This is a genomic window from Brevibacterium sp. K72, assembly GCF_050562175.1.
Lineage (GTDB): Bacteria > Actinomycetota > Actinomycetes > Actinomycetales > Brevibacteriaceae > Brevibacterium > Brevibacterium casei.
This window is the reverse complement of the sequence record NZ_CP191582.1, coordinates 3,378,876-3,405,761: the sequence shown is the minus strand read 5'-3', so window position 1 is coordinate 3,405,761 and position 26,886 is coordinate 3,378,876. Positions and strand designations below refer to the sequence as shown.

The 26,886-nt window shown below is 68.0% G+C and carries 28 protein-coding genes; 23 read left to right on the top strand and 5 right to left on the bottom strand.

What is annotated here, in order from left to right; genetic code table 11:
- Positions 1 to 3: 3 nt before the first annotated feature.
- From ACQ1RG_RS15340 to dapF, 5 genes are read left to right on the top strand one after another with little or no spacing between them, the layout of a single operon-like run.
- Positions 4 to 744, top strand: coding sequence for a regulatory protein RecX (locus ACQ1RG_RS15340; RefSeq protein ID WP_430600231.1), 741 nt, complete (start codon positions 4 to 6; stop codon positions 742 to 744).
- A gap of 44 nt (positions 745 to 788) precedes the next feature.
- Positions 789 to 2,285, top strand: coding sequence for a tRNA (N6-isopentenyl adenosine(37)-C2)-methylthiotransferase MiaB (gene miaB, locus ACQ1RG_RS15335; RefSeq protein ID WP_063250561.1), 1,497 nt, complete (start codon positions 789 to 791; stop codon positions 2,283 to 2,285).
- Between the two features lies 1 nt (position 2,286).
- A complete protein-coding gene (locus ACQ1RG_RS15330; protein ID WP_063250560.1) occupies positions 2,287 to 2,934 on the top strand; it encodes a hypothetical protein in 648 nt (215 codons plus the stop codon).
- A gap of 1 nt (position 2,935) precedes the next feature.
- Positions 2,936 to 3,874: a tRNA (adenosine(37)-N6)-dimethylallyltransferase MiaA gene (miaA, locus tag ACQ1RG_RS15325; protein ID WP_063250559.1), complete on the top strand. Its 939-nt coding sequence runs from the start codon at positions 2,936 to 2,938 to the stop codon at positions 3,872 to 3,874.
- Positions 3,871 to 4,836 carry a diaminopimelate epimerase gene (gene dapF / locus ACQ1RG_RS15320; RefSeq protein WP_063250558.1) on the top strand — a complete coding sequence of 322 codons (966 nt, stop codon included), beginning with the start codon at positions 3,871 to 3,873 and terminating at the stop codon, positions 4,834 to 4,836. Before miaA ends, dapF begins: the two co-directional genes overlap by 4 nt.
- A 56-nt stretch (positions 4,837 to 4,892) precedes the next feature.
- Here the strand turns inward: dapF and ACQ1RG_RS15315 are convergent, their stop codons facing one another.
- A complete protein-coding gene (locus ACQ1RG_RS15315) occupies positions 4,893 to 5,510 on the bottom strand; it encodes a class I SAM-dependent methyltransferase (protein ID WP_119297143.1) in 618 nt (205 codons plus the stop codon).
- Between the two features lie 89 nt (positions 5,511 to 5,599).
- Between ACQ1RG_RS15315 and hflX the strand changes: the two genes are divergently transcribed.
- From hflX to ACQ1RG_RS15300, 3 genes are read left to right on the top strand one after another with little or no spacing between them, the layout of a single operon-like run.
- Positions 5,600 to 7,075 carry a GTPase HflX gene (gene hflX, locus ACQ1RG_RS15310; protein WP_063250556.1) on the top strand — a complete coding sequence of 492 codons (1,476 nt, stop codon included), beginning with the start codon at positions 5,600 to 5,602 and terminating at the stop codon, positions 7,073 to 7,075.
- Positions 7,072 to 9,057 carry an ATP-dependent DNA helicase gene (locus ACQ1RG_RS15305; protein WP_063250555.1) on the top strand — a complete coding sequence of 662 codons (1,986 nt, stop codon included), beginning with the start codon at positions 7,072 to 7,074 and terminating at the stop codon, positions 9,055 to 9,057. The genes hflX and ACQ1RG_RS15305 overlap by 4 nt, the downstream gene beginning before the upstream one ends.
- A gap of 31 nt (positions 9,058 to 9,088) precedes the next feature.
- On the top strand, positions 9,089 to 9,331 hold the full coding sequence (locus ACQ1RG_RS15300; RefSeq protein WP_101624768.1) for a hypothetical protein: 243 nt from the start codon (positions 9,089 to 9,091) through the stop codon (positions 9,329 to 9,331).
- 385 nt (positions 9,332 to 9,716) lie between these two features.
- Here ACQ1RG_RS15300 and lexA read toward each other — a convergent pair whose 3' ends face one another.
- Positions 9,717 to 10,472, bottom strand: a complete 756-nt coding sequence (lexA, locus tag ACQ1RG_RS15295; protein WP_009378532.1) for a transcriptional repressor LexA — start codon at positions 10,470 to 10,472, stop codon at positions 9,717 to 9,719.
- Between the two features lie 242 nt (positions 10,473 to 10,714).
- Here lexA and ACQ1RG_RS15290 point away from each other — a divergent pair, with 242 nt between their 5' ends.
- The 9 genes from ACQ1RG_RS15290 (at position 10,715) to ACQ1RG_RS15250 (ending at position 18,801) form a co-directional block, all read left to right on the top strand.
- The gene (locus ACQ1RG_RS15290; RefSeq protein ID WP_063250553.1) at positions 10,715 to 11,038 is read left to right on the top strand and encodes a LysM peptidoglycan-binding domain-containing protein; all 324 of its coding nucleotides are present in this window, start codon (positions 10,715 to 10,717) and stop codon (positions 11,036 to 11,038) included.
- Positions 11,039 to 11,047: 9 nt separating this feature from the next.
- Positions 11,048 to 12,181, top strand: a complete 1,134-nt coding sequence (locus tag ACQ1RG_RS15285) for a histidinol-phosphate transaminase (protein ID WP_063250552.1) — start codon at positions 11,048 to 11,050, stop codon at positions 12,179 to 12,181.
- A 107-nt stretch (positions 12,182 to 12,288) separates the two neighbouring features.
- Positions 12,289 to 12,885 (top strand): imidazoleglycerol-phosphate dehydratase HisB, encoded by a 597-nt coding sequence (hisB, locus tag ACQ1RG_RS15280; protein ID WP_063250551.1) that lies wholly within the window; start codon positions 12,289 to 12,291, stop codon positions 12,883 to 12,885.
- Positions 12,882 to 13,484 (top strand): hypothetical protein, encoded by a 603-nt coding sequence (locus ACQ1RG_RS15275; RefSeq protein ID WP_063250550.1) that lies wholly within the window; start codon positions 12,882 to 12,884, stop codon positions 13,482 to 13,484. Before hisB ends, ACQ1RG_RS15275 begins: the two co-directional genes overlap by 4 nt.
- Positions 13,481 to 14,134, top strand: coding sequence for an imidazole glycerol phosphate synthase subunit HisH (gene hisH, locus ACQ1RG_RS15270; RefSeq protein WP_063250549.1), 654 nt, complete (start codon positions 13,481 to 13,483; stop codon positions 14,132 to 14,134). The genes ACQ1RG_RS15275 and hisH overlap by 4 nt, the downstream gene beginning before the upstream one ends.
- An 86-nt stretch (positions 14,135 to 14,220) precedes the next feature.
- Positions 14,221 to 14,949, top strand: coding sequence for a bifunctional 1-(5-phosphoribosyl)-5-((5-phosphoribosylamino)methylideneamino)imidazole-4-carboxamide isomerase/phosphoribosylanthranilate isomerase PriA (gene priA, locus ACQ1RG_RS15265; RefSeq protein WP_063250548.1), 729 nt, complete (start codon positions 14,221 to 14,223; stop codon positions 14,947 to 14,949).
- A gap of 5 nt (positions 14,950 to 14,954) precedes the next feature.
- Positions 14,955 to 15,701: an SseB family protein gene (locus ACQ1RG_RS15260; RefSeq protein ID WP_063250547.1), complete on the top strand. Its 747-nt coding sequence runs from the start codon at positions 14,955 to 14,957 to the stop codon at positions 15,699 to 15,701.
- Positions 15,702 to 15,790: 89 nt separating this feature from the next.
- The gene (locus ACQ1RG_RS15255; protein WP_063250546.1) at positions 15,791 to 17,137 is read left to right on the top strand and encodes an amidohydrolase; all 1,347 of its coding nucleotides are present in this window, start codon (positions 15,791 to 15,793) and stop codon (positions 17,135 to 17,137) included.
- Positions 17,138 to 17,157: 20 nt separating this feature from the next.
- Positions 17,158 to 18,801 (top strand): AbgT family transporter, encoded by a 1,644-nt coding sequence (locus ACQ1RG_RS15250; RefSeq protein WP_095376502.1) that lies wholly within the window; start codon positions 17,158 to 17,160, stop codon positions 18,799 to 18,801.
- Between the two features lie 145 nt (positions 18,802 to 18,946).
- Here ACQ1RG_RS15250 and ACQ1RG_RS15245 read toward each other — a convergent pair whose 3' ends face one another.
- The gene (locus ACQ1RG_RS15245) at positions 18,947 to 19,990 is read right to left on the bottom strand and encodes a hypothetical protein (RefSeq protein WP_095376503.1); all 1,044 of its coding nucleotides are present in this window, start codon (positions 19,988 to 19,990) and stop codon (positions 18,947 to 18,949) included.
- Positions 19,991 to 20,134: 144 nt separating this feature from the next.
- Here ACQ1RG_RS15245 and ACQ1RG_RS15240 point away from each other — a divergent pair, with 144 nt between their 5' ends.
- Positions 20,135 to 20,908, top strand: coding sequence for a TetR/AcrR family transcriptional regulator (locus tag ACQ1RG_RS15240; RefSeq protein ID WP_119297140.1), 774 nt, complete (start codon positions 20,135 to 20,137; stop codon positions 20,906 to 20,908).
- A gap of 119 nt (positions 20,909 to 21,027) precedes the next feature.
- Here ACQ1RG_RS15240 and ACQ1RG_RS15235 read toward each other — a convergent pair whose 3' ends face one another.
- Positions 21,028 to 21,399: a DUF1844 domain-containing protein gene (locus tag ACQ1RG_RS15235; RefSeq protein WP_009378551.1), complete on the bottom strand. Its 372-nt coding sequence runs from the start codon at positions 21,397 to 21,399 to the stop codon at positions 21,028 to 21,030.
- A 266-nt stretch (positions 21,400 to 21,665) separates the two neighbouring features.
- Between ACQ1RG_RS15235 and infC the strand changes: the two genes are divergently transcribed.
- The 5 genes from infC (at position 21,666) to ACQ1RG_RS15210 (ending at position 25,141) form a co-directional block, all read left to right on the top strand.
- Positions 21,666 to 22,352, top strand: coding sequence for a translation initiation factor IF-3 (gene infC, locus ACQ1RG_RS15230; protein WP_366235556.1), 687 nt, complete (start codon positions 21,666 to 21,668; stop codon positions 22,350 to 22,352).
- Between the two features lie 97 nt (positions 22,353 to 22,449).
- Complete coding sequence (gene rpmI, locus ACQ1RG_RS15225; protein ID WP_063250542.1) at positions 22,450 to 22,656, top strand: 50S ribosomal protein L35; 207 nt, start codon at positions 22,450 to 22,452, stop codon at positions 22,654 to 22,656.
- A gap of 125 nt (positions 22,657 to 22,781) precedes the next feature.
- Positions 22,782 to 23,171, top strand: a complete 390-nt coding sequence (gene rplT / locus ACQ1RG_RS15220) for a 50S ribosomal protein L20 (RefSeq protein ID WP_009378556.1) — start codon at positions 22,782 to 22,784, stop codon at positions 23,169 to 23,171.
- A gap of 202 nt (positions 23,172 to 23,373) precedes the next feature.
- Positions 23,374 to 24,195: a TrmH family RNA methyltransferase gene (locus ACQ1RG_RS15215; RefSeq protein ID WP_095376504.1), complete on the top strand. Its 822-nt coding sequence runs from the start codon at positions 23,374 to 23,376 to the stop codon at positions 24,193 to 24,195.
- Positions 24,196 to 24,481: 286 nt separating this feature from the next.
- Positions 24,482 to 25,141, top strand: coding sequence for a pentapeptide repeat-containing protein (locus ACQ1RG_RS15210; protein WP_095376505.1), 660 nt, complete (start codon positions 24,482 to 24,484; stop codon positions 25,139 to 25,141).
- Positions 25,142 to 25,210: 69 nt separating this feature from the next.
- On the opposite strand, the gene ACQ1RG_RS15205 is transcribed toward ACQ1RG_RS15210, so the two are convergent.
- Positions 25,211 to 26,860, bottom strand: a complete 1,650-nt coding sequence (locus tag ACQ1RG_RS15205) for an acetolactate synthase large subunit (RefSeq protein ID WP_095376506.1) — start codon at positions 26,858 to 26,860, stop codon at positions 25,211 to 25,213.
- Positions 26,861 to 26,886: the final 26 nt, after the last annotated feature.

Genomic DNA, 26,886 nt, shown 5'->3' with positions numbered 1-26,886 from the left:
GCCATGAGCGAGGACCCGACGACGCTCACCGACCTTCGCCGGGCCCTGTCGGACCTCGAGTCTCGACAGGCCGCCGGCGGGACGGGCTTCTTCGCGCGACTCGACGCCGGTGACGCCGAGGAGACGTCGGGCACCGGTTCCGAGGGTGCGGTGGGTTCGACCGAATCCGCCGAGGCGGGGCCGGGTTCGGCACGTTCCGCTCAGGGAGTGCCCGGCGCGGGTCCCAGCGCGGGGGAGTCGGCCGGTACCGTGCCCGACGAGCCGTTCGCGGACTCTCCGGAACTCGCCGAGGCGTATGCGAAGGCGAAGAGGACCGCGCTCAACATGCTCGCGATGCGCGACCACTCGTCGACCGAGCTGCGCGAGAAGCTCCTGCGCCGCGACATCGACCCTGCGGTCGCCGACCGCCTCATCACGAAGCTCGAGCGCTCGAACCTCCTCGCCGACACCCAGTTCGCCCAGCGCTTCGCCAAAGCCCAGCGGGAGAGCCGGAAGCTCTCCCGTTCGGCCCTGCGCCGACAGCTGGTGAAGAAGGGCATCGACGAGGAGACCATCGCCGTGGTCGTCGAGGAGGTCGACGGCGAGGAGGACCTCGCCCGCGAGGTCGCCGAGAAGAAGGCGCGCTCGACCCGGGGTCTCGCCCATGAGGTCCGCGAGCGTCGCATCCTCGGGATGCTCGCCCGCCGTGGCTTCTCCTCGACGATCTGCCTCAAGGTCACTCGAGAGGTCCTCGCTGAGACCTGAGCCGGAGACAGTGGCGTGCTCGACGGCGGTAGAATGGTGGGGCCATGACTGAACTCATCGACGCCCCGCACGCCACCGACGCTCACCCGCGCAGCTACGAGGTGAAGACCTACGGCTGCCAGATGAACGTCCACGACTCCGAACGCCTGTCCGGACTCCTCGACGACGCCGGATACGTTCCCGCCGATGTCGAATCCCAGGCCGACGTCGTCGTGTTCAACACGTGCGCGGTGCGCGAGAACGCCGACAACCGTCTCTACGGCAACCTCGGCCGCCTCGCCAAGGTCAAGGAGCAGCACCCCGGTCTGCAGATCGCCGTCGGCGGATGCATGGCGCAGAAGGACCGCGACACCATCGTCAAGAAGGCCCCCTGGGTCGACGTCGTCTTCGGCACCCACAACATGGGATCCCTGCCCGCGCTGCTCGAACGCGCACGCCACAACGACGAGGCCCAAGTCGAGATCCTCGAAAGCCTCGACGTCTTCCCTTCGACTCTGCCGAGCCGTCGCGAATCCCAGCACTCCGGCTGGGTCTCGATCTCCGTCGGCTGCAACAACACGTGCACGTTCTGCATCGTCCCGAGCCTGCGCGGCAAGGAGAAGGACCGCCGTCCCGGCGACATCCTCGCCGAGGTCGAAGCCCTCGTCGCCGACGGCGTCGTCGAAGTCACCCTGCTCGGCCAGAACGTCAATTCCTACGGCGCCGAATTCCGGGACAAGGGCGCGTTCGCGAAGCTCCTGCGCGCCGTCGGCAACGTCGAGGGCATCGAACGTGTCCGCTTCACCAGCCCGCACCCGGCCGCGTTCTCCGACGACGTCATCGAAGCGATGGCCGAGACCCCCACCGTCATGCCGCAGCTGCACATGCCGCTGCAATCCGGGTCCGACCGGATCCTCAAAGCCATGCGCCGCTCCTACCGGACGAGCCGGTTCATGCGCATCCTCGACTCCGTGCGCGACCGCATCCCCAACGCCGCGATCACTACCGACATCATCGTCGGCTTCCCCGGCGAGACCGAGGAGGACTTCGCAGGCACAATGGACATCGTCCGCCGGGCCCGCTTCTCCCAGGCCTTCACCTTCCAGTACTCGATCCGCCCGGGAACCCCGGCCGCGACGATGCCCGACCAGCTGCCCAAAGAGGTCGTCCAGGAGCGCTTCGAACGCCTCATCGCCCTCCAGGACGAGATCGCGTGGGAGGAGAACCGGGCCCTCATCGGCACCGAGGTCGACGTCCTCGTCACCGGTCTGCCGAGCGCCGACTCCCCGCGCCTGAGCGGTCGCGCCGCCGACAACCGCCTCGTCCACGTCGGACTTCCCGACGGCACACCGGCACCGCGACCCGGCGACTTCGTCACCGCGACCGTCACCGACGCCAAACCCTACTTCCTCCTCGCCGACACCGGGTACAGCGTGCGCCCCTCCCGCGCCGGCGACGCCTACGACCGCGCCCAGGCCGACTCGTGCGGCGCACCGAGCCCTGGCTCATCGGCCGGCGGTGCCACGGTCCTCGGCATGCCGACGATCCGCCCCCGCAGCTGAGATGGGCCGCCTCGCGCTCATCCCCTCAGCCCCCGTTCTCCTTCCCGACGTCGATCTCTCCGAGACAGAGTCCGTCGCCGAGGTGCGCGCCGGGATCCGTGCGACCCTGACCTCAGCCGACCGGTGGGCCCTGCCCGTCGACATGCTCCCGACACTCCTCGGCCTCGGCGGGTTCGGCATCGACCGCGGCATCGACACCCGCACGGGCAAACGCCTCGACGGGGCGGACTGGGTGGAGGCAGCGACCGAGCTCGACGAAGCCGAGCGCGAGCACTGCGTCACCGCCCACCCGGGACTGAGCGTCGCGTCCCTCCACGCGCATGATGCGGGCGTGACCATCGGACCGCTGGGCTCCAGTGACGACATCCTCATCCCGATCGACTTCTCCGCGGCCGCCTCGGCGGACTCACCGCTGGCACCGGTGGCCGGGGCACGCGAATTCGACACCGCCGTCGTCGACGCCGTGCGAGCCGGTGACCTCGAGCGACTGCGCGACCTCGTCGGCAAGGCCGCGGCAGTCCACGCCGACCTCGACCTCCTCGGTCGCGCGCTCGGTACGACAACGACGACCTCTCGTCACCGCACGACCATCATCGTCGACACGACCGTCCACGACGTCCGCACCCTCTGCGCCGAGATCGAGTACTGAGATGGGCGAGCACGCCGAGACCCACGAGCACCCACCCGTCATCACGGTCGTCGGAGCGACGGCGACAGGGAAGTCCGATCTCGCCCTCGACCTGGCAGAGCGCCTCGGCGGGGAGATCGTCAACACGGATGCGATGCAGTTCTACCGCGGGATGGACATCGGCACGGCGAAGCTGCCGCCGGACGAACGCCGCGGAATCCCGCACCACCTCATCGACATCCTCGACGTCACCGATGAGGCGAACGTCCAGACCTTCCAAGAGCAGGCGCGGGCCGCGATCGCCGACATCCGCGCCCGCGGGCACCGGCCGATCCTCGTCGGCGGGTCGGGACTCTACGCCCGTGCCGCAACCGACCACCTCGACTTCCCCGGCACCGATCCGGAGGTGCGCGCCCGACTCGAGACCGAGGTCGACGCCGACCGGTGGGCCGCCCACGCGAAACTCACCGACCTCGACCCCACGGCCGCGGAGAAGATCACCGTCAACGACGTCCGCCGCATCGTCCGAGCCCTCGAGGTCATCGAGCTCACGGGGCAGCCCTTCACCGCATCCCTGCCCGAGTACACGGCGATCGAACCGACGATCCACATCGGCCTCGCCCTCGACCGCAGCACTCTGCACGAGCGCATCGCCGCCCGCGTCGGTCTGATGTGGGACGCGGGGTGGGTCGACGAGGTCCGCACTCTCCTCGACCAGGGGCTCGCCCACGGGAAGACCGCGTCGCGGGCGATCGGCTACGCGCAGATCCAGGACTACCTCGCAGGTGCCATCGACGCCGAGTCCGCCCGGGAATCGACGATCGTGCGCACCCGCCAGTTCGCCCGCCGCCAGGACACATGGTTCCGCCGCGATCCGCGCGTGACCTGGATCGACTCCGGAGTCGCCGAGGCGGGGGCGAAGCTCGACCGGGCCCTGGACATCGTTAGACTGGAGTCATGAATACCCCGTTCGCCGCACTCGCCGGCACCCGGTTCCACAAGGGCCACGGCACCGAGAACGACTTCGTCCTCCTCGAGGATGACGGCGGCGACCTCACCCTCCATCCCGAGACCGTCGCGCTGCTCGCCGACCGGCGCACGGGCCTCGGCGGCGACGGCGTCATCCGCATCGTCCGCTCAGCCGACAGCGGCATCCCCGGCGCCGACGAGCAGGCCGCTGCCGGCGCCGAATGGTTCATGGACTACTACAACCACGACGGCAGCCTCTCCGAGATGTGCGGCAACGGGGTGCGCGTCTTCGCCCATGCCCTGCTCGAGACCAGCCGGGTCCCCGCCGACAGCGAGGAGATCAAAGTCGGCACCCGGGACGGCATCAAGACCGTGCGCATCACCCTCAACCCGGCCCTCGGCGAGACCGAGCCGTCGACGGCGTCGACCCCCGGAGGCCCCGAGGACGCGTGGTACACCGTCGACATGGGCCGTTGGTCGATCGATGAGACCGCCGAGACCCTCGTCACCACCGACGGCATCGACGTCCCCCGACCGGGGCTCTCCGTCGAGACGGGGAATCCGCACACCGTCGTCGCCCTCGCCGAGGCGGCCGAACTCTCCGCAGCCGACCTCCGTGACGCTCCCGTCCTCGACCCCGTGCCCCCGCAAGGGTCGAACGTCGAGTTCATCGTCATGGAACCGGCCCGCAGCGACCTCGCCGGAGGCGAAGGCGCTCTGCGCATGCGGGTGTCCGAACGCGGAGTCGGCGAGACCCGATCCTGCGGCACCGGGGCGTGCGCGGCGGCCATCGCCGCCCACCATTGGGCGGGACCGACCTCACCGTTGCAGTGGCGTGTCGACGTCCCCGGGGGACGCCTGCGCATCGGCATCACTCCTGATGAGGGCGGTGACCAGGGAACCGTCACCCTCGCGGGTCCGGCCGTGCTCGTGGCCACGGGCACGATCGACTGAGCGACCGCCTCGGCGGGGGATGACCTGCTGGAACAGCCCGTGTCGGCGGGGGAGGCTCAGGCGTCCCTGCGGATCGTCAGGATCCGGAAGCCCTTCGACGAGGCGGTGCGCTCGGCGGTGAACCCCTCGCCGAGCATCTCGCGGATCCAGGTGAGCAGCGAATCGGCGCCGAGGTTCTTCGACACGACGAGGTCGGCGCGCCCGCCCGGGGCCAGGCGCGGCAGCCACGTCTCGAGGAGCTCGTGGAGGACGTCCTTGCCGACGCGGATCGGCGGATTCGACCGGATCGTCGTGAACTGCACATCCGCGGGCACCTCGTCGGCGGTGACGGTGCGGACCGAATCGAGGCCGAGCCTGGCCGCATTCGCCGCGGTCGACTCGAGGGACCGGGAGTTGACGTCGAGGCCCCACACTCGGACGTCCACCTCGGCGTCGGAGGCCTGGAACGCGGAATGGAGGGCGATGGGACCCCACCCACACCCGAGATCGAGGAGGTCGCCGGGTTCGGGATCGGGAAGATGCTTGAGCAGCACCGCCGTGCCGGGGTCGAGACGGGTGGGGGAGAAGGTCCCGCTCATCGTCTCCAGACTCACGGTGCGACCGGCGAGATCGAGGGTGATCTCGCGGCGTTTGGCCTGGCTCGAGGGGCTCTCGGTGAAATAGTGCTCCGACACCGTCCCAGTCTAAACGGCTGTGGGAGAATAGATGGACGCACATGTGCGTTGTACTTCGTGTACAGCGGTTGCCACGAACAAAGGAATGAATGACGTCCACTGACAAAGAGCGTCGGGAAGCGATGCTCGACCGTGTCCTCGCCAGAGGTGCCCAGGCGCTGAGCCCGAAGGAAGCCGCCGCTGACGAGGAATCGCAGTTCGACCTCGCCGAGCGTGCCGCCCTGCGCCGCGTCGCGGGCCTCTCGACGGAACTCGAAGATGTCACCGAGGTCGAATACCGACAGATCCGGCTCGAGCGCGTCGTCCTCGCCGGACTGTGGAACACGACTCTCGACGAAGCCGAGAACTCGATCCGCGAACTCGCCGCCCTCGCCGAGACCGCAGGCTCCGAAGTCCTCGACGCTATCGTCCAGCGCCGCGACAAGCCGGACCCGGGAACGTATCTGGGCCGCGGCAAGGCCGCCGAGCTCAAGGAGATCGTCGAAGCCGTCGGCGCCGACACCGTGATCATCGACTCCGAACTCGCGCCCAGCCAGCGGCGCGGACTCGAGGATGTCATCAAGGTCAAGGTCGTCGACCGCGTCGCGCTCATCCTCGACATCTTCGCCCAGCACGCGAAGTCCCGTGAGGGCAAGGCGCAGGTCGAACTCGCCCAGCTCGAATACCTCCTCCCGCGTCTGCGCGGTTGGGGTGAATCGCTGTCCCGGCAGGCCGGTGGCCGTGTCGCCGGCGGTGCCGGCATCGGCTCACGTGGTCCCGGTGAGACGAAGATCGAACTCGACCGGCGCCGCATCCGCACCCGGATGGCGAAGCTGCGCCGCCAGATCGCCGGCATGGCGCCCGCCCGGGACACGAAGCGGAAGAACCGCGCACGCAACCATGTGCCCTCCGTGGCGATCGTCGGCTATACGAACGCCGGCAAATCGTCCCTGCTCAACCGGCTCACCGACGCCGAGGTGATGGTCCAGAACGCCCTGTTCGCGACTCTCGACCCGACGGTGCGACAGTCCCGGACCTCCGACGGCATCACGTTCACCTACACCGACACCGTCGGATTCGTCCGCAACCTGCCCCACCAGCTCGTCGAGGCGTTCCGGTCGACGCTCGAAGAGGCCTCGGACTCCGATCTCCTCCTCCACGTCGTCGACGCCTCCCACCCGGACCCGCAGGGGCAGATCCGCGCGGTCCGCGAGGTCCTCGGGGACGTCGACACCGGTGACATCCCGGAACTCCTCGTCTTCAACAAGGTCGACCTCGCTGACGAGACCGTGGTCACGGCGCTGCGTGCCGAATACCCGGGCGCCCGGTTCGTCTCCGCAACGACGGGGGAGGGCATCGCCGACCTCGTCGAGACGATCGAGGAGAAGCTGCCGTCGCCGAACATCGAAGTCTCCGTGCTCATCCCCTACGAGCGCGGCGACCTCGTCTCGAAGATCTATGCGCTGGGCACCGTCGATCACGAAGAACACGGTGAGGGCGGCACGGGCATGCACGCGAAGGTCCCGGCCGAGCTCGCCGCCGAACTCGAGGAGTTCCGCCGGCCTGACATGGTCATCGGCGAGTGAGCTCGGTCGCCGACCTGCTCTCTGCGGCCGTCGGCGCCATCGGCGGGTCGACCCGTGAGGGTCAGACCGAGATGGCGCAGGCGGTCGCCTCGTCGCTCGACAAGGGCATCCACCTCCTCGTCCAGGCCGGCACCGGAACCGGCAAATCGCTCGCCTACCTCGTGCCGGCCGCGGAGTACGCGAGCCGCACCGGTGGGAAGGTCATCGTCTCCACGGCGACGCTCGCCCTGCAGACGCAGATCATCCACCGTGACCTCCCGCGCCTGTTCAAATCCGTGAAGAAGTCCCTCGACCCGCTGCCGAAGGCGGCCCTGCTCAAGGGGCGGCGGAACTATGTGTGCAAGCACAAACTCGCCGGCGGTTACCCCGACGAGGACGAGGGAATGCTCTTCGACCTCGGCGCCGATGCCGCCGCCGGACGGAAGCCCGCCGACCGGTCGGGCCTCGGCGAGGAGATCCAACGCATCCGCACGTGGGAGAAGACCACGGAGACCGGAGACCGGGACGACCTCATCCCCGGCGTCAGCGACAAAGCGTGGGCGCAGGTCTCCGTCAACGCCTTCGACTGCCTCGGCTCGAACTGTCCGCTCTTCACCGAATGCTTCGCTGAACAGGCCCGCAACGCCGCCGCCGAGGCGGACATCGTCGTCACCAACCATGCCCTGCTCGCGATCGACGCGTTCGGGGAGAACGCCGTCCTGCCCGAACACGACGTCATCATCATCGACGAGGCACACGAGCTCAAGGACCGGGTGACCAATGCCCTGTCCGGCCAGATCAACACGGGCATGCTCTCGGCGGCCACCTCGGCGGTGCGCAAGCACACCACGGTCGAGGACGGCGTGACCGCGATGCTCGACACCGCCTCGGCGGCCTTCGAACGCGCCACCGCCGGGGTGAGCGAAGGGCTCATGCTCTCTTTGCCCGAACCCCTCGCCCTCGCGCTCACGCAGATCCGCGACTCCGCCCGGCAGATCATCAACGACATCGGCGGACGCAGCGAGGACGCGGACGCCGGCCGGCAGATGGCGAAGGCCCGGTGCCAGGAGATCTTCGAACTCGCCGAACGCTTCTGCGACCCCGGCAAGAACGACGTCGTGTGGCTGAGCCGCAGCACCTTCCGCGAGCGGGAGACGACGAACCTCGTCGTCGCGCCCCTGAGCGTGGCCGGGACGATGCGGCACGGGATCTTCGAAGAGTCAACCGTCGTCGCCACCTCGGCGACCTTGTCGCTCGGCGGGAACTTCGACGCCGTCGCCGCCTCGCTCGGTCTCGTCGGCCCCGACTCGCCGAGGTGGGACGGCCTCGACGCCGGATCGCCGTTCGACTACGGCCGGCAGGGCATCATCTACGTCGCCTCCCACCTGCCCAAACCCGGTCGCAGCGGGCTGAGCGAGGAAGCGCTGGCCGAACTCGAAGCCCTCGTCACAGCCTCGAAGGGCGGGGCGCTCGGACTCTTCTCGTCCCGCGCGGCTGCGAATGCCGCGGCCGAGCACCTGCGGGACCGGCTCGATCTGCCGATCCTCCTCCAGGGCGACGACGGTCTGCCGTCGCTCGTCTCCCGGTTCGCCGCCGACGACGAGGCGTGCCTGTTCGGGACGATGTCCCTCTGGCAGGGCGTCGACGTGCCGGGCCGGACGAACCGGCTCGTCATCATCGACCGGATCCCCTTCCCGCGCCCGGACGACCCTCTCATGCAGGCGCGGGCCCGGGACGCCGACCGGCGCGGGGTCAACGGGTTCATGGCGGTGAGCGCGACGCATGCCGCGCTGCGTCTGGCGCAGGGTGCCGGTCGGCTCATCCGGTCGACCGGGGACAAGGGCGTCGTCGCGGTCCTCGACTCGCGTCTGCGCTCGGCCCGCTATGCCGGCTACCTCGTCAGTTCGATGCCGCAGATGTGGCCGACGACGGATCCGGCGGTCGTGCGCACAGCACTCGGGCGCCTGGCCGCGACGAAGGACGAGGACGCCGCGAAGAAGTGACGGCGCGGGGCCGGGTGGTAAAGTTCGCGCCATGGCTCGCAAGCGGAAGAAGAAGCCCTATCGGAAATACTGGCTGCCGTGCTTCCTCTCGGGTGTCGTCCTTCTCGCCGGAGGGGGAATCGGCTTGCTCATGGGTGCCACATATCTCAACGTCTGGCCGATCGTGCTCTTCGTTCTGGGCGGTCTCGCCATGGTGTTCACCCTGGTCGCATTGTTCCATGACGGGGAGTGGACGGAGGGCTATTCGACTGCCGACTCCATGACGGGCATATAGGGGCGGTTCGTGTCAGCCCCGAGGCGGCCATTCATCCCCGCAGTGGCACAACCTCCCCTCGGCGGTAAAACCTCCCCTTAGCGGCAAAACCTCCGCACAGTTTCACACCCCGCACCCGTAGCGCTAAATCCGCTGCTTGCACGGGGATGATTTGTCGCTCGAGGTGCCGGTCGGCAGAGCGCGAGGCCTGCGGCGACACGCACGCCAGCCGTCACCCGCCTGCCGGAGCATGCCGACTCGCCCCAGACACCCTTGCCCCGACCGCCGAGGCGCCCCAGACACGCCGAATGCCCACGACCACCAACGGTCGTGGGCATTCGCGTTTCCGGTCAGCCGCCTCGGCGAGGGGCGAGCCCACCCGCAGAGGCCCGCGAGGAACCCAACCTCAGAGCCGGCGGATGACGGCGACGACGAGGCCCATGATCTGGGCGTACGTACCGTCGATGGGGTCGTAGTCCTTGTTCTGCGGCAGCAGCCACTGGCGCCCGGCCTTGCGCTTGAGGGTCTTCACCGTCGCTTCGCCGTCGAGGAGGGCGGCGACGATCTGCCCGTTGTCAGCGGTGTGCTGCTTGCGCACGACGACCCAGTCGTCGTGGCAGATCGCGGCTTCGATCATCGAATCGCCGACGACCTTGAGGAGGAACATCTCACCGGAGCCGACGACCTGCGTGGGCAGGGAGAAGACGTCGTCGACCTCCTGCTCGGCGAGGATCGGACCACCGGCGGCGATGCGGCCGACGACGGGGACCTGGACAGTGTTGTTCGCGAGCTCCTCGTACTTCGCGCGCTCGGCCTCCTCCTCCTCGAAGGGATTGACGACCTCGATCGCCCGCGGGCGCTTGGGGTCGCGGCGGACGTAGCCGAGCCGCTCGAGCTGGGAGAGCTGATGGGCCACACTCGAGAGCGAGGCGAGACCCGCCGCCTCGCCGATCTCGCGCATGCTCGGCGGATAGCCGTTGGTGACGACGGCGCGCTCGATCGTCTCGAGGACGAGCCGCTGTCGGGGGGAGAGACGGAAGTCCCCGGCCCCGGTCGGACCGTCAGGGATCTCGACCTCGTCCTCTTCGCTGCGGGCCGCGGCGATCTCGCTGGCAACATCCTCGTTGCGCGGCCTGCCTCTGCCTCGTTTGCTCTGCACCATTGCTCTTTCCCCTTCGTTCTAATCCCGCCGTTTCCCACCGGTTGAACCGCCTCGAGAGACCTCGTGTCAGTGCCGCCTGGGATGGTTGTTCGAGATCGATCAACAACGCTGGTTCTCCCTCATTGTCTCATAAATGTTCGAGATGGACTGGACATTTGTTCGAATGATGTGTTGAATAGAACAGACGTTCTACCCATTGCGGGTGGAATAGTACGAAGAAAGAGGTAAATGCGATGTCTGTGATGAATCAGGAACTGCATCTGACCAACCGCGGCCGCCGTGCCGTGCGTCTGCTCCGCACCGCCGTGTGCGCCCTCGCGATCGTCGGCGGCACGCTCTTCTTCTCGACCCAGACGTTCACCGCCGAGGCGGTCGGCGGTGACGAGGTCATCGGCGTCGCCGCGGACTCCGTCGTCGTCGGCGAGGGCGAGTCGCTGTGGACGGTGGCCTCGAACCTCGGCCTCGACCGCGACACCCGTGACGTCGTCGCCGACATCGTCGAGCTCAACCACCTGTCCTCGCCCGTCGTCCACCCCGGCCAGAGCCTCGACGTTCCCCAGCGCTAAAATCGCTGTGTGGGAAACATCGAGTCTCTGCCAGTCCGCTCCGACCTCGTCGGGCGTGAGCCCTACGGCGCCCCGCACCTCGACGTGCCGGTCCAGCTCAACGTCAACGAGAACGCCTATCCGATTCCGGACGTCGTCGTCGAGGCGATGCGCACGGCCGTCGACACTCATCTGGCCGGACTCAACCGCTACCCGGACCGTGAGTTCACGGCACTGCGCGAGCACCTCGTCGACTATCTGACTGGTGTCAACGAGCGCGCGGGCACGGCCGTCGAGCTGCATCCTGAGATGATCTGGGCCGCCAACGGCTCGAATGAGGTCCTCTCCCACATCGTCCAGGCCTTCGGCGGTCCCGGACGCACCGCACTCGGCTTCACCCCGAGCTATTCGATGCACCCGCTCATCACGACGGGCACCGGTGCCGAATGGATCCATGCCGAGCGCGACGACGACTACGGACTCACCGCCGAGGCGGTCGCCGCCGAAGTCTCCCGCGTCGACCCGGACATCGTCTTCCTCTGCACCCCGAACAACCCGACGGGCACCTCGCTCGGCCTCGACGTCATCGAAGCCGCGTACGAGAACTGCTCGGGCATCGTCATCGTCGACGAGGCGTACGCCGAGTTCTCCCGCCCGGCGCTGCCTTCGGCGATGACCCTGTTGGCAGGCCGCCCTCGTCTCGTCGTCTCCCGGACGATGAGCAAGGCGTTCGCATGCGCGGGTCTGCGGCTCGGTTACGCGATCGCCGCCCCCGAACTCATCGACACCCTCCGCCTCGTCCGCCTGCCCTACCACCTCTCCGACGTCACCCAGGTGCTCGCGTGCACAGCGCTCGAGCACGCCGATCTCCTCCTCGGCAACGTCGACCGGCTCATCGACTCCCGGAACGCGATCTCGGCCCGTCTGGCCGAACTCGGCTTCACCGTCCATCCGAGTGATTCGAACTTCGTCCTCTTCGGAGGCATCGCGAAACCGGCCGAACTGTGGCAGAAGCTGCTCGACCGGGGGATCCTCATCCGCGACATCGGCATCCCGCACCATGCCCGAGTCAATGCCGGGACAGAAGCTGAGACGACCGCGTTCCTCGCCGCGATGAACGATATCGTCGCTGACGATCCCTCCACCCTGCTCAGCGCCCACTGAGTCGCCGCAGGTCGCCCCGGTTCTCAGCCGGGCGGTGACCCTGGGACAATGGGAAGCGCAGCATCCGCGCCGCACATGACGGCGCGGCACACGACGAAAGGCTCACTATGAGGCAGGCCCAGCGCGAGCGGTCGACATCGGAATCGACCGTGTCCGTCGCCCTCGATCTCGACGGAACCGGCAAGGCGGACATCGCGACGACCGTGCCGTTCTTCGACCACATGCTCACGGCGCTCGCGAAGCACTCGCTCATCGACCTCGACGTCACTGCCAAGGGCGACACCCACATTGACGTCCACCACACCGTCGAGGACACCGCGATCGTCATCGGCCAGACCCTCGCCGAGGCGCTCGGGGACAAAGCCGGCATCCGCCGCTACGGTTCCGCGTTCGTTCCGCTCGACGAATCGCTGGCCCGATGCGTCGTCGACATCTCGGGCCGCCCCTACTTCGTCCACGAGGGAGAACCCGAAGGGCAGCAGTACCACCTCATCGGCGGACACTTCACCGGGTCGATGACCTCGCACGCCCTCGAATCGATCGCGCTGCACGCGGGGCTGACCGTCCACCTCGACCTCATCCGCGGCCGCGACCCCCACCACATCGTCGAAGCCCAGTTCAAAGCGTTCGCCCGGGCCCTGCGCGAAGCCGTCGAACCCGATGGCCGCACCACCGCGGTCCCGAGCACCAAGGGAGTCCTATGAGCACCACCGTCGTCGTCACCCCGTTCGGGGTTCCCGACCAGCTCGCCGCCGCCTGCGTGCTCTCGAACATCACCGGCACGATCGTGCCCGTCGGCGACTTCACCGGCATCGTCCTCGCCGACACCGGAGTCGCAGCCGGCAACGAGGCGGCCGCGGCGATCTCGAAGCTCGCCGGCAAGCATGAGGTCCTCCTCCTCGTCCGCAGCGACGAGCAGATCGACGCCGGCCATTACCGCAACGGTGCCCGCGAATCCGATGTGCCGGCCGGGCTCGCCCTGCGCAACCTTCCCGACGTCGTCGAACAGCTCCTGCTCGAGACGACGACGGCCGACCAGGTCGAAGGCAACATCCCCACCTCGTCGATGTCGAAGCTCCAGGCGAGTGCCGCGACGATGACACCGGGCCGGGCGGCGCTGGCACGGACAGCGCTGCTGTGGATCATCGTCGCCGTCCTCGCCGGCATCGTCCTCGCCTTCGGCGTGAGCTTCGGGCTCAGCGGCAACGGTGTGGCGTGGGGCGTCGCCGTTCTCGGTGTCGTCGTCCTCGGATTCGCCCTCTGGCGGATCTCCCGAGTCCTGTCCGGAGGCCGGTCACGATGACGACGATCGCCGTTCTCGACTACGGAGCAGGCAACGTCCGCTCTGCCGTCCGCGCAGCTGAGGCCGCCGGCGCCGAGGTGAGACTGACTGCCGACCACGCTGACATCGAGGCCGCAGACGGGCTCCTCGTTCCCGGCGTCGGCGCGTTCTCCGCCGTCATGGCCGGGCTCGAAGGGGTCGATGCGCTCGACCTCATCAGAGCCCGCCACGAGGAGGGACGGCCGCTGCTCGGCATCTGCGTCGGCCTCCAGGTGTTCTTCTCGCAGGGTCGTGAACACGGTGTCGAGACGGCGGGCATCGGTCTGTGGCCCGGCGAGGTCACCGCGCTCGATGCTCCCGTCGTCCCGCATATGGGATGGTCGGACATCACTGCAGCCGAAGGGTCGCGGATGTTCTCTGGCATCGAGGACGAGAAGTTCTACTTCGTCCACTCGTACGCGGCGACCGATCACCCCGCGGGAACGCTTGTGACGACCGCCCGCCACGGTTCGGAGTTCATCGCCGCCGTCGAGGACGGGACCACGTGGGCAGCGCAGTTCCACCCGGAGAAGTCCGCTCAGGCGGGTGCCGCCCTGCTGCGCAACTGGATCGCCTCGTTCCCCGACGATGACCGCGTCTCTGACGGAGGCCGCTCACCTGACAGCCGCTAGCAGCCGTCAGGCCCCAGCGCCCCTCGAGCCGATCCCCGCACCCGTCGACCCCGTCGCAGCGCATGCGCGACAGAAGAAAGGCCACCATGACTGACAAGCTCGTCCTCCTTCCCGCCGTCGACGTCGCCGACGGCAAGGCCGTCCGCCTCGTCCAGGGCGAAGCCGGCACCGAGACCGACTACGGATCGCCCATCGACGCCGCCCACGACTTCGAGGAGCGCGGAGCCGAGTGGATCCACCTCGTCGACCTCGACGCCGCGTTCGGACGCGGATCGAACTCCGACCTCCTCAACCAGGTCGTCAAGGCCGTCGACATCAAGGTCGAGATCTCCGGGGGGATCCGCGACACCGAAAGCCTCGAACGGGCACTCGACACCGGGGCCGAGCGCGTCAACATCGGCACCGCCGCGCTCGAGAACCCGGAGTGGACGGCGGAGATGATCGCCCGCTTCGGCGACCAGATCGCCGTCGGCCTCGACGTCCGCGGCCAGACGCTCTCGGCCAGGGGTTGGACGAAGGACGGGGGAGACCTCTTCGAGGTCCTCGCCGGTCTCGAAGCCGCGAACTGCGCCCGCTACGTCGTCACCGACGTCCGCAAGGACGGCACCCTCCAGGGACCCAACCTCGAGCTCCTCGAATCCCTGACGACGCGCACCGACAAGCCCATCACCGCCTCTGGTGGGGTCTCGAGCCTCGACGACCTCCGCAGTCTCCGCGCTCTCGTGCCCGCAGGGGTCGACTCCGCGATCGTCGGCAAGGCGCTCTACGCGGGCAAGTTCACCCTCGAAGAGGCGCTCGACGTCGCGGGACGCTGAACCCGATGCCCACCGATTCCGCCGGCCAGCCCTGGGAGGGCCGGAACCTCGCGCCCAACCCGTTCTCCGGTGACACCGGAGAGGCCGATGCGCCCCTCCTGGCCGCGCTCGAAACGGCCGCGGAGTCACCGCTCGACCCGGCTGCCCACCAGGGCGTCGTCGCCGCCCTGGCCGGCGTCCGCCTCTATGCCCCGATCGTCCCGATCGCCGTCGACCACGGCGTCGGGGAGAACGGCCTCATGGTCGACAACTCCTCGGACATGGCGATGGTCCGCCTCCAGGCCGAGGACGGACGCGAATGCACACCCGGATTCTCCGCGATCCCACCGCTGACGGCGTGGCATCCCGAGGCGAGGCCGGTGCCCATCGAGTCCGAACGCCTGGCGCTCGGGGCTATCGAGGCCGACTCCCAGCTCGTCGTCCTCGACCCCGGCACCGACCGGTCGTTCCTCCTCCGCCGCCCCGCCCTCTTCGCCTTTGCCCAGGGTCGACCGTGGACTCCCGCGTGGGCCGATCCCACCGTCGCCGAGGCGGCCGTGGCCCTGGCCGGACGGTTCCCCTGGCTCGCCCGGATCAGCCTCAGCCCCGGCAGCGCGCGCGTCCATGTCGAGGGACCGGAACTCGGCATCCGCCTCGGCGTCACGGGCCAGGTCCCCGCCGAGGAGGTCGAACGGTTCCAGCAGGCGCTGGCCGCCGATCCGATCGTCGTCGAACGCGCGGACTCGCTCGCCCTTCAGCTCACCGCGGTCTGAGTCCACCCCTCTGAGGCCGCCCCGGGAGACCATCCTCTGTGACGGGTCATGGGTGTGTCTGTGACCGGCGTCTCCTATGCTTGTGAGCCATGAGCGCACCCAGAGACCTCGGCCGTGCCACGGTCCCCGATGAGAGCTACCTCGACCACATCGCCGCGGAGACCCGGGCGCGAGCGGACAACGCCGCCGAGTGGACCTCGGAGTTCACCGGCGCCCCGACCACCAGCACAGATGCCATCGCCACCGCCCTCACCGGTGCTGGCGACGAGATCACCGGGCTCCTCCACCGCATCCACGAGCTCGCCGAGACCGCCTACGAGGAGGTCGAGTCCGTCGCAGCGATCGCCGCGGTGCTCGAATCCCGGGGCATCGCCGTCGAGACCGGGCTCTACGGCGTCGAGACGACGCTCCAGGCGACGACCGGCAACGGGAACGGCCGGACGATCGCGATCCTCGCCGAGTACGACGCCCTGCCGGAGATCGGCCACGCGTGCGGGCACAACCTCATCGCCGCAGCCGGAGTCGGGGCCTTCCTCGCCCTCGACGAGCTCTACCGGCAGAACCCCGAGGCGGTGCCGGGCACGGTCGTCCTCCTCGGCACCCCCGCCGAGGAGGGGCACTCGGGCAAGGAGGTCATGGCCCGGGCCGGTGCCTTCGACAGCATCGACGCGGCGATCATGGTCCACGGGTACGGTTACGACTGCGCCGACCAGGTGTGGTTGGGCAGGCGCCTGCTCGAGGTCACCTACTCCGGGGCCGCCGCGCACGCCTCGGCGCAGCCCTTCATGGGACGCAACGCGCTCGACGCCGCGACCCTCTTCTACCAGGGACTCGGGCTCATGCGCCAGCAGATGCCGCCGATCTCCCGCCTCCACGCCGTCATCGCCGACGGCGGCACCCGGCCGTCGATCATCACGGAGACGGCGACCGTCCAGTGCTATGTGCGCTCGAAGTACCCGGAGACGCTCAAGGAGCTTTCGCAGCGGGTCGAGGATGCGGCGAAGGGGGCGGCGCTCATGACCGGCACCGGCGTCGAGATCACCTGGGACGAACACCCGCCGTCGCTGCCGGTGCGGACGAACTCCGCGCTGACGAAGCGGTGGGCGCTCCACGAGATCGCGCAGGGGAGGACCCCGCTGCCCGGGGGCGTCCTCGACGAGTCGATCGCCGCCTCGACGGACTTCGGCAACGTCTCCTACCGGATCCCGGGCATCCACCCGCTCATCAGGACCGCGGACTCCGAGACCGCCCTGCACACCAGGGAATTCGCGGCCGCGGCGATCACCCCCGAAGCTGAGGCCGCGGCCCACGACGCCGCCTACGGGCTCGCGTGCACGGCGCTGGACTACCTCGTCGACGATGACCTCGCCGCCGAGGTCGACACCGAGTTCGCCCGCGCCGGCGGCGCCATCGACGTCGAGAACTACTTCGCCTAGCCACGAGAGAAAGCAGAGCCATGTCAGCGCAGACACCAGCCAAGGTCGGCTTCGGCCAGCGCCTCCTCGACGGGATCGAACGCATCGGCAACAAACTGCCCGAACCGTTCACCCTCTTCCTCGGACTCTTCCTCATCACCGGCGCGATCTCGACGGCGATGGCGATCGCAGGAGTCTCCGTCGCCATTCCCGGCAGCGACGAGATCGTCACCATCAAGGGTCTCTTCACCGGTGAGGGCATGGCCTGGCTGACGACGACGATGGGGGAGAACTACATCGGGTTCCCACCACTGGCCACGGTCCTGCCGATCCTGCTCGCCGTCGGGGTCGCCGAGAAGTCGGGTATGCTCGCCGCGGCCGTGCGGGTCGCGTTCGGATCGAGCCCGCGCTGGCTGCTGCCCTACGCTGTCGGGTTCGTCGGCGTCGTCGGGTCGATCATGGCCGACTCGGCGTTCATCATCATCCCGCCGCTCGCCGCCCTCGTCTTCAAGGCCGCCGGCCGGCACCCGATGGCCGGTCTCATCGGAGGGTTCGCAGCCACCGGTGCCGGTTACTCGACATCGATCGTGCCGACCAGCCTCGACGCGCTCTTCGCCGGCATCACCACCTCGGTGATGGAGACCCTGCCGGGCATCGAGTACCAGGCGGTCAACCCGGTCTCGAACTACTACTTCAACATCGTCGCCTCGATCATGCTCGCGATCATCGCCGGGTTCATCATCGACAAGCTCATCGAACCGAACATGGTCCGCAAGGGCGTGCCGCGTGACTACGTCGACGCGACGACGCAGGGCCTGGACAAGAAGTACCAGGCCACGGACGTCGACTACAGCGAGAACTCCGTGAGCGCCGAGGAGATCGAAGCCGCACAGAAGGAAGTCTCCCCGACGCTCGAACCCGCCGAGAAACGCGGCCTGCTCTGGGCGCTGCTCTCCGCGCTCGCCCTGACTGCGGTCATCCTCGTCTCCGTGCTCATCCCGGACTCGCCGTGGCGCAACGAGGAGGGCGGATTCCTCCCGAAGTCGCCGCTGCTGTCCTCGATCGTCTTCATCGTCTTCGCATACTTCATGCTCATGGGCGTCGTCTACGGCATCGTCGTCGGCACGATCCGGTCGATGAACGACGTCGTGCGGATGATGGCCCAGTCGATCATCGACATGATGTCCTTCCTCATCCTCGCGTTCATCCTCGGCCAGTTCATCGCCCTGTTCAACTGGACGGGAATCGGGTCGTGGATCGCCGTCGCCGGTGCCTCCGGACTCGAGGCGATCGGACTGACCGGGTTCGCCGCGATCATCGGCTTCATGCTGCTCGCGAGCGTGCTCAACCTCTTCATCGTCTCCGGCTCATCGATGTGGACGCTCATGGCCGCGGTCTTCGTCCCGCTCTTCGCACTCCTCGGCTACGAACCGGCGTTCATCCAGGCCGCGTTCCGCGTCGGCGACTCCGCGACGCAGGTGATCACCCCGCTCAACCCGTACATGATCGTCCTCCTCGGTCTCGTCCGCCGCTACGAGCCGAACGCGGGCCTCGGCACCGTGATCTCCCGGATGTTCCCGTTCGTCATCCCGTTCTGGCTCGCGTGGGCGGCGCTGCTCGCGCTCTGGTACTTCCTCGACCTGCCGCTCGGTCCCGGCAACGGGATCTTCCTCAACCAGAGCTGAGGACGATCAGGTTCCCTCGCCGAGGTGGGGGGACGGTTCCGTGTGTGCGCCCGCCGAGGTGGGGACGCGGTTCCGTGGGTACATCCGCCGAGGTGGTGGCCCATAACCGGGGCATGCCCGCCGAGGTGGGGCTGCGGTTCCGCGATCACCGGAGCATCGCGTCGATGCCGGCTCGCCAGTCGGCATCAGCGTCTCCTGAATCGATGAGGCACGGGCGGCGCCAGATCGGGGCGAGCTCGGCGAGTTCGAACATCGACCGGTCGAACCAGCCGGCTGCCCGAACGACGGCGTGGGGGAGAGCGATCGGCTTCCGGTAGGTCGAGCCGAGCACGTCATGGGCGTAGGCGGTGACCTCGGCGAGCGTCGGATTCGCGCTCGGGGCGATGACGAGCCGGTGGCTCCCCGCATGGCGCTGTTCGGCCGCGCTGAGATCGGTTGCTGCGTCGATCATCGTCGCCGCCATGTCGTCGATGACCGTGATCCCGTGGGGCACATCGGTGCGTGCCGGAACGACTGCCCAGCGGCCTGCGGTGATGCGACCGGTGATGCAGAGGCGGACCACCGAGCTCGTCGGTGAGGCCGTTGCGCCGATGAGGTCCCCGGCGAGCACACTCACCACCTGCGCGGGATGGGCAGAGCGAGCCACGAGCAGTTGCTGACGAATCCGCCCCTTCTCCTCGACGGGCGCGAACTCCGCATCTGCCGTGATCGGCGTGGTCAGACCGGCGAAGGCATAGACGGACTCGGGGAAGACGACAGCGATGCCGAGCTGGGCGGCAGCGTCGAGGATCGAGGCTTCGAGTCCTGGCAGGATTCTCGCCCAGACTCGCGAGTCATAGGCGGTGTGGACACACGCGAATATCGCCTCCGCGCCGACCTCCTCCGCGGCCTGGCGGACAGCTTCGGCTGATGACGCGTCACCTTGAGACCACGTGATCCGACCGCGGGCGGTCGCCACGGGGTCGGTGCCGGGCACCGTCTCGGAGCCAGCGGCTGGACGGGCGTGCTCGGTGCCATGCTGAGGCGCAAGTGAGTCGAGGCCAGCGCGGTGAGCGATCGCTGTGTCGGTGACTGTCAGTCCGTCGGGTCGCGACCGAGTCATGACACGGACGTCGATGCCGACGGCGGTGAGGTCGTGGGCGATCTGAGTGCCGATCTGACCGAAGCCGAGGACGAGTGCTGAGCGCATGAGTAAACCCCTTCGAGAATGATCAGAGGCAAAGTGTGAGCACTGCTCTCTGTGTTGACGCTTCGAGCGTAGCGCGGCCAGACTGCCGAAACAAGAGCAGTGCTCACTTTTACCTCGCATGCTCTCTCGATCTACCATGAGGGCATGAGCGACGAGGCGACGAAGACACCGCGACAGCGGGCGCGCGAGGAGACGGAGACGCGGATCGTCGAGATCGGCAACCGGATGCTCGACGAATCCGGTGTCGAGGCCCTGTCGCTGCGAGCGGTCGCTCGTGAGCTCGGGATCGTCTCGAGTGCGGTCTACCGGTATGTCAAGACCCGCGACGAACTGCTCACCATCCTCATCGCCGACGCGTTCACATCGCTGGCCGATGCCGTCGATGCGGCGCTCGAGCAGGACCGTTCAGTCGCATCGCTGGGGCTGGCGATGCTCGCATGGTCTCGTGAGCACCCGCAGCGCTGGGCGCTCATCTACGGCACCCCGATCGCCGCCTACTCTGCTCCCCACGAGGTCACCGTCGAACCCGGCACCCGCGTCATGGCCGCACTCATCCGCCTCGTCGCCGATCTGCGGGCGAGGGCGCTGGCTTTCGAAGATCGCGCGGCACGGGAAGCGGCCGACGGTGATGGCCGCAGGTCACCATGGGACGGGGTCGTTCCGCCGACGGCAGGCGATGGTGCGACCGCGCAGCCGGCGCCGCCTGAGGCGCAGGCGAATCAGAGCCTCGCCCGTCTTGCCGAGGAGATCCGCACGCTCGGCATCGACGTCCACCCGGAGGCCACCTCGGCGGCGATCACCGTCTGGGTCGCGATCATCGGTCTCATCAGCTCACTGCGCTTCGGGCAGTTCGGGCCCGGATTCGACGATGTCGAGGACGCGCTCATGACCTCGGTCGTCCGCCAGCTCGGGTGGTGAGGGTATCGTCGCCCCACCTCGGCGAGGGAATTCTCACCATGAATGCCGAACGGCCCCTGCCGAACTGGCAGGGGCCGCACTCACGCTGAGGACGTCAGTCCTCGAACGACGCTGAGCGATCAGCGGACGGGGCCGGTGAACTTCTCTCCGGGGCCCTGACCGGGCTCGTCGGGGATCGTCGAGGCCTCGCGGAAGGCGAGCTGCAGGCTGCGCAGGCCGTCGCGCAGGGGGCGGGCATGGTGGTCGCCGATGACGGTGGCGGCACCGGTGACGAGGCCGGCAAGGGCGGTGATGAGTTTGCGCGCCTCGTCGAGGTCGATGAGGTCGGCGGCCGACTGCTCGGGTGTGTCCTCGGCGAGGCCGAGGTTGACGGCGGCGGCGGACATGAGATGGACGGCCGTGGAGGTGATGATCTCGACGGCGGGCACCTCGGCGATGTCGCGCGTGACGTCGGCGACCGCCTCGGCGGTGTTGGGGTCTTCAGAGGTCATGGGACTAGCTTCCCACAACTGCGGAGCCGGGACCGCGGGAAGGGGGCGCGATGTGCGAAGAGTCATGAACCGTAGTACACTGGGTACGGTGCGAAGCGGAGTCTGACTCCCACCTGGATCGCGACGAGCGATCGGGTCCGAAGATCTACTGTACGTCTGACCTCGGCGGAAGCTGGGATCGATGGCAGAGGATCGAGGTGTATTCACGGAAGATCTCACGGTCTCGATGACCGCAGTGATCGTGTGTGCAGGCTCCCTTGGCATTCGTGTCGATGGGAGCCTTTTTCATTGCCACGACACCATTTGAGCTAAAAAGGAGTGAACACATCAGCGAGACGCGCATCAATGACCGGATTCGGGTTCCCGAGGTCCGGTTGGTCGGACCCAATGGTGAACAGGTCGGTATCGTTGCCATTCGCAAGGCACTCGATCTCGCCCGAGAGGCAGATCTCGACCTCGTCGAGGTTGCCCCGCAGGCGAAACCCCCCGTGGCCAAGCTCATGGACTACGGGAAGTACAAGTACGAATCTGCCCAGAAGGCCAGGGAAGCCCGGAAGAACCAGGCGAACACTGCGCTCAAGGAGATCCGCTTCCGTCTCAAGATCGACGAACACGATTACGAGACGAAGAAGGGCCACGTGACGCGGTTCCTGTCCGGCGGTGACAAGGTCAAGGTCATGATCATGTTCCGCGGACGCGAACAGTCGCGCCCCGAGATGGGCATCAAACTGCTCAACCGTCTGGCCGAAGATGTGTCGGACCTCGGCACCGTCGAGTCCGCACCCAGGGTCGACGGACGCAACATGGTGATGGTCATCGCTCCTCACAAGTCCAAATCCGACGCCAAGGCGGAGGCTCGCAAGGCATCGTCCGATGCCAAGGGCCGCGGCGCCGAGGTGAAGTCCCGACGTGATCGAGTCGCTGCGGAGAAGAACGCAGCGCCCGAGGCGTGAGAAACAGGTAACGAATCGCCGGATCCGAGTGGTCCGGCGGGTGAAGTAGTTGTGGGCGCTCCGGTGCTCGCAACGAAATGCAAAGGAGAACGGCACGATGCCGAAGCAGAAGACGAACAGCGGCGCCAAGAAGCGCATGCGCGTGACTGGCAGTGGCAAGATCATGCGTGAAGGCGTGAACAACCAGCACAAGTTCGAGGGCAAGTCCTCGAGCCGCAAGCGTCGAGTTGGTACGGACCAGGTCCTCACCGGCGGCGATCGCGCCAAGGCCCGCAAGCTTCTGGGCAAGCTCAAGGGCAAGTGACCCGCAGGGGCCGCGCGACCGACCAGGTCGCAGCGACCCGCCGGTTCACGGCTCCCACGAGCCGATCCCCACAGCTTGAACCAGACTCCGGCTCAGCCGGACGAAACGAATCAAAGGAGTAACACGTGGCACGTGTGAAGAGGGCAGTCAACGCCCACAAGAAGCGCCGGGTCATCCTCGACCGGGCAAGCGGCTACCGCGGACAGCGCTCGCGCCTGTACCGCAAGGCCAAGGAACAGGTCATCCACTCGCTGGTCTACAGCTACCGTGACCGCCGCGCTCGCAAGGGTGACTTCCGTCGCCTCTGGATCCAGCGCATCAACGCCGGCGCCCGCGCCAACGGCATGACGTACAACCGCTTCATCCAGGGCCTCAAGGCCGCTGGCATCGAGGTCGACCGTCGCATGCTCGCCGAGCTCGCCGTCAACGACGCAGCGACCTTCGCCCACCTCGTCAAGGTGGCCAAGGACGCCCTCCCGACCGACGTCAACGCCGCGAAGACCCCGGCCGCCTGACGTCTGCCTCGGACTGACGCTTTGAAAGCGCCCCGTCGCTTTCACCACGGCCCCGACCGCGATCGTTCATTCGATCCGTCGGGGCCGTTGGTCTGTCCGCGCGGTCCTGTCGCCGCCTCCCTGACCGTCTGCCTCACTTCCTCTACCCCCGTCAGTGTCACCGTCTCTCCGACCGTCCGCCTCACCGACCCGAAAGCGAGCCATGAAGCTTCCCGACGTCATCTCCTCCCCGCAGTCGAAGCGGATCAAGAACGCTGCGAAGCTGCTCAACCGCCGAGGTCGTCGTGCTGCCGGCAGGTTCCTCGCCGAAGGTCCCCAGGCCGTCCGTGAGGCGCTGGCTTCCCCTGACGCCGTCGATGAGCTCTTCCTCACCGAGGCGGCCGCCGAGTCCCATCCCGAATTCGTCGCAGCCGCCCAGGACAGCAGGGTCTTCCTCTCGATCGTCACCGAGGAGGTGCTCACCGAGCTCGCCTCGACCGTGAACTCCCAGGGAGTCGTCGCCGTGTGCCGGACCCTCGATGTCGACCTCACCTCGGTCGTGACGAAGGACGCCCAGCTCATCGTCGTCCTCTCCCAGGTCCGTGACCCGGGCAATGCCGGGACGATCATCCGCCTCGCGGATGCAGCCGGTGCCGATGCCGTAGTGCTCACCTCGTCATCGGTCGACGTCTACAACGACAAGACCGTCCGCTCGACCGCCGGCTCCCTCTTCCACATCCCTGTCGTCATCGGAGTCGGCCTGCCCGAGGTGACCGAACTCGCCCGGGCCCGGGGCCTCCAGGTCCTCGCCGCCGACGGCAACGGCGCCGCCCACGACCTCCACCACCCGTGGGAGTCGGGTCTCGACCTCTCCGCCCGCACCGCGTGGGTCTTCGGCAACGAGGCCTGGGGCATGCGGCCCGAGGACCTCGAGGTCACTGACGCGTCCGTTGCCGTACCGATCTACGGTCAGGCGGAGAGCCTCAACCTCGCCACCGCCGCCGGTATCTGCATCTTCGAATCCGCGCGCAACCAGCGGATGTAGCAGGGGAGGGGCGGCGCGATGGGCTGGTCGCGGTGCTCGATCCACGCGGCGACGGTCCTCCGGGACTGCGTGCGCGCAGTCGACCCGCTAGCCCTCGTTCCACGCGGCGACGGTCCTCCGACGCTCGATCCACGCGCAGCACGAATTCCGCGTCGCGAGCGACGCGGAATTCGAGCCCGGCGTTGATCGAGGAGTGGCAGTGATCGGCGGAGCGTCGATTCTTCACCGAACCGTTGATCGAGAGGCGCTCACACGCCGCGTCATCGCTCGGCGATAGTGTGCAGACATGACGACCGCCGCACCGAAGCTGCCGACCATTGACCATGCGAACCTCGCGGAGGGCCTCCTCGGCGACATCGGTCCCGACGAGTTCCTCGAAGGGCGCGACTTCACCGACCTCGACCTCGCCGAGGTGGATGCGAAGGGCACGACGTTCCTTGACTCGGCCTTCACCAGGGTGACCTTTGGCGACGCCGAGGCGCACGCCGACTTCACCGGGGCGCGGCTCTCCGGGGTCCGCCTCGTCGACTCCCGCGCGGACACCCTGACGATGCCGCGAGCGAACCTGCTCAACACCGAGATCAGCGGGGGCCGGATCGGAGCCGGGGTCTTCGTCGACAGCGTGTGGGAGAAGGTCGTCGTCGAGAACTGCCGGATCTCCTACCTCAACCTGCGGTCGGCGAAGCTCACCGACGTCGAGTTCCGCGGGTGCGCGATCGACGAACTCGACCTCGGCATGGGCACCGCGAAGCTCGTCGCCTTCCCGGACACGACGATCGCCGACCTCCAGCTCGACGGATCGAGCCTCGGCGGCGTTGACCTGCGCGGACTCGCCCCGCGCAGGCTTTCGGGCATCCACTCGCTGCGTGGCACGACGATCGACGAGCAGCAGCTCATGGTCTTCGCCGACCTCTTCGCCCGCGAACTCGGCGTCACCGTCGAGTAGGAGGGCTGGGCGATAACGGTGGGCCGCCTCGGCGGGGGTCGGTCTGATTCCGGGCAACGCCCGAACGACTTACCGGTCCCGCAGCTCCTCGATGAGGACGCGGACGTTCTCCGTGTAGTCGATCGGGGCGACGATGAGCTGGACTCCACCCTCGGTGAACGCCGACTCGAGGGCATCGTGGAAGTCGGCGATGTCCTCGACCCGACGCCCCTTGGCACCGTAGGACTCGGCGTAGGTGACGAAGTCAGGGTTGCCGAACGTCATCCCGTAGTCCGTCAGCCCGTCGACGGCCTGCTTCCACCGGATCATCCCGTACGCGTTGTCCTCGAGGATGAGGATGACGAGGTCGAGGCCGAGCCGCACCGCGGTCTCCATCTCCTGGCTGTTCATCATGAACCCGCCGTCACCGCAGATCGCCATGACTCGGCACTCGGGGTGGGTGAGCTTCGCCCCGATCGCCGAGGGCAGGCCCGCCCCCATCGTCGCCAGCGCATTGTCGAGGAGGACGGTGTTTGCCCTGGTGGTGCGGTAGTTGCGGGCGAACCAGATCTTGTACATGCCGTTGTCGAGGGCGAGGATCCCGTCGACCGGCATGACGCGGCGCACCTCGTGGACGATCCGCTGCGGACTGAACCGGTCGTCGTTCGACCCCTGTTCGATCTTCGTGAGGATCTCCTCGCGCATCGGCAGCAGCGCGCCTGCGTTGGGGACCTGCCCTTCGAGCATGTCGCCGAGGCGCATGAGCGTGGGTCCGAGATCGCCGACCGCCTCGTACTGGGGGAAGTAGACCTGCTCGACGACTGCGGCACGGAATCCGAGGTGAACGACGGTGGGGCCGTGCTCGTCCATCGTGAACGGCGGCTTCTCCGTCGTGTCGTGGCCGATCGTGACGATGACGTCGGCCTGCTCGATCGCGTCGTGGACGTAGTCACGGTCGGTCAGCGCCGCAGTGCCCATGTAGAGGCCGGTCGAGCCGGAGACCGTGCCCTTGCCCATCTGCGTCGTGAAGTAGGGGATGCCGACGCGGGGGACGAACTCGGCGAGCGGCCAGCTGCAGTCGGCTCGCGAGGCATCGGCCCCGAGCATGAGCAGGGGGCGCTTCGCATTGCGGATGACCTCGGCCGCGGCAATGAGCGCCTCGTTCGACGGGGTAGGCCGTTGGATCGGGTGCGGGGGAATGAGATCGTAGTGCTCGACGGGGGTGCCGGCGACATCCTCGGGGAGTTCGAGATGAACGGGACCGGGGCGTTCGTCGACGGCGACGCGGAACGCCTCTCTCACCATCGTGGGGATCATCCTCGGCGAGATGATCTGGTGGGTCGACTTCGTCAGCGGTCCCATCGCGGCGACGGTGTTGACGATCTGGAAGCGGGCCTGCTCGGCGGTGAGGATGCCCTTCTGTCCGGTGATCATCACCATCGGCATCCCGCCGAGCTGTGCGTACGCGGCACCGGTGGCAAGGTTGAGCGCGCCGGGGCCCAGAGTCGTCAGGCACACACCGGGCTTGCCGGTGAGACGACCGTAGGTGGCCGCCATGAAAGCGGCGGCCTGTTCGTGGCGGGTGATGACGAGTTCGATGTTCGAGCGTCTGAGCGAATCGAGGAAGTCGAGGTTCTCCTCGCCGGGGATCCCGAAGATTCGTTCGACACCCTCGTTCTCGAGGGCACGGACCATGACATCGGACGCCTTGACTGGGACATCGCTCTCATTCGTCGTCATGTTCCGACAGTAGCGCGTGAAACCGT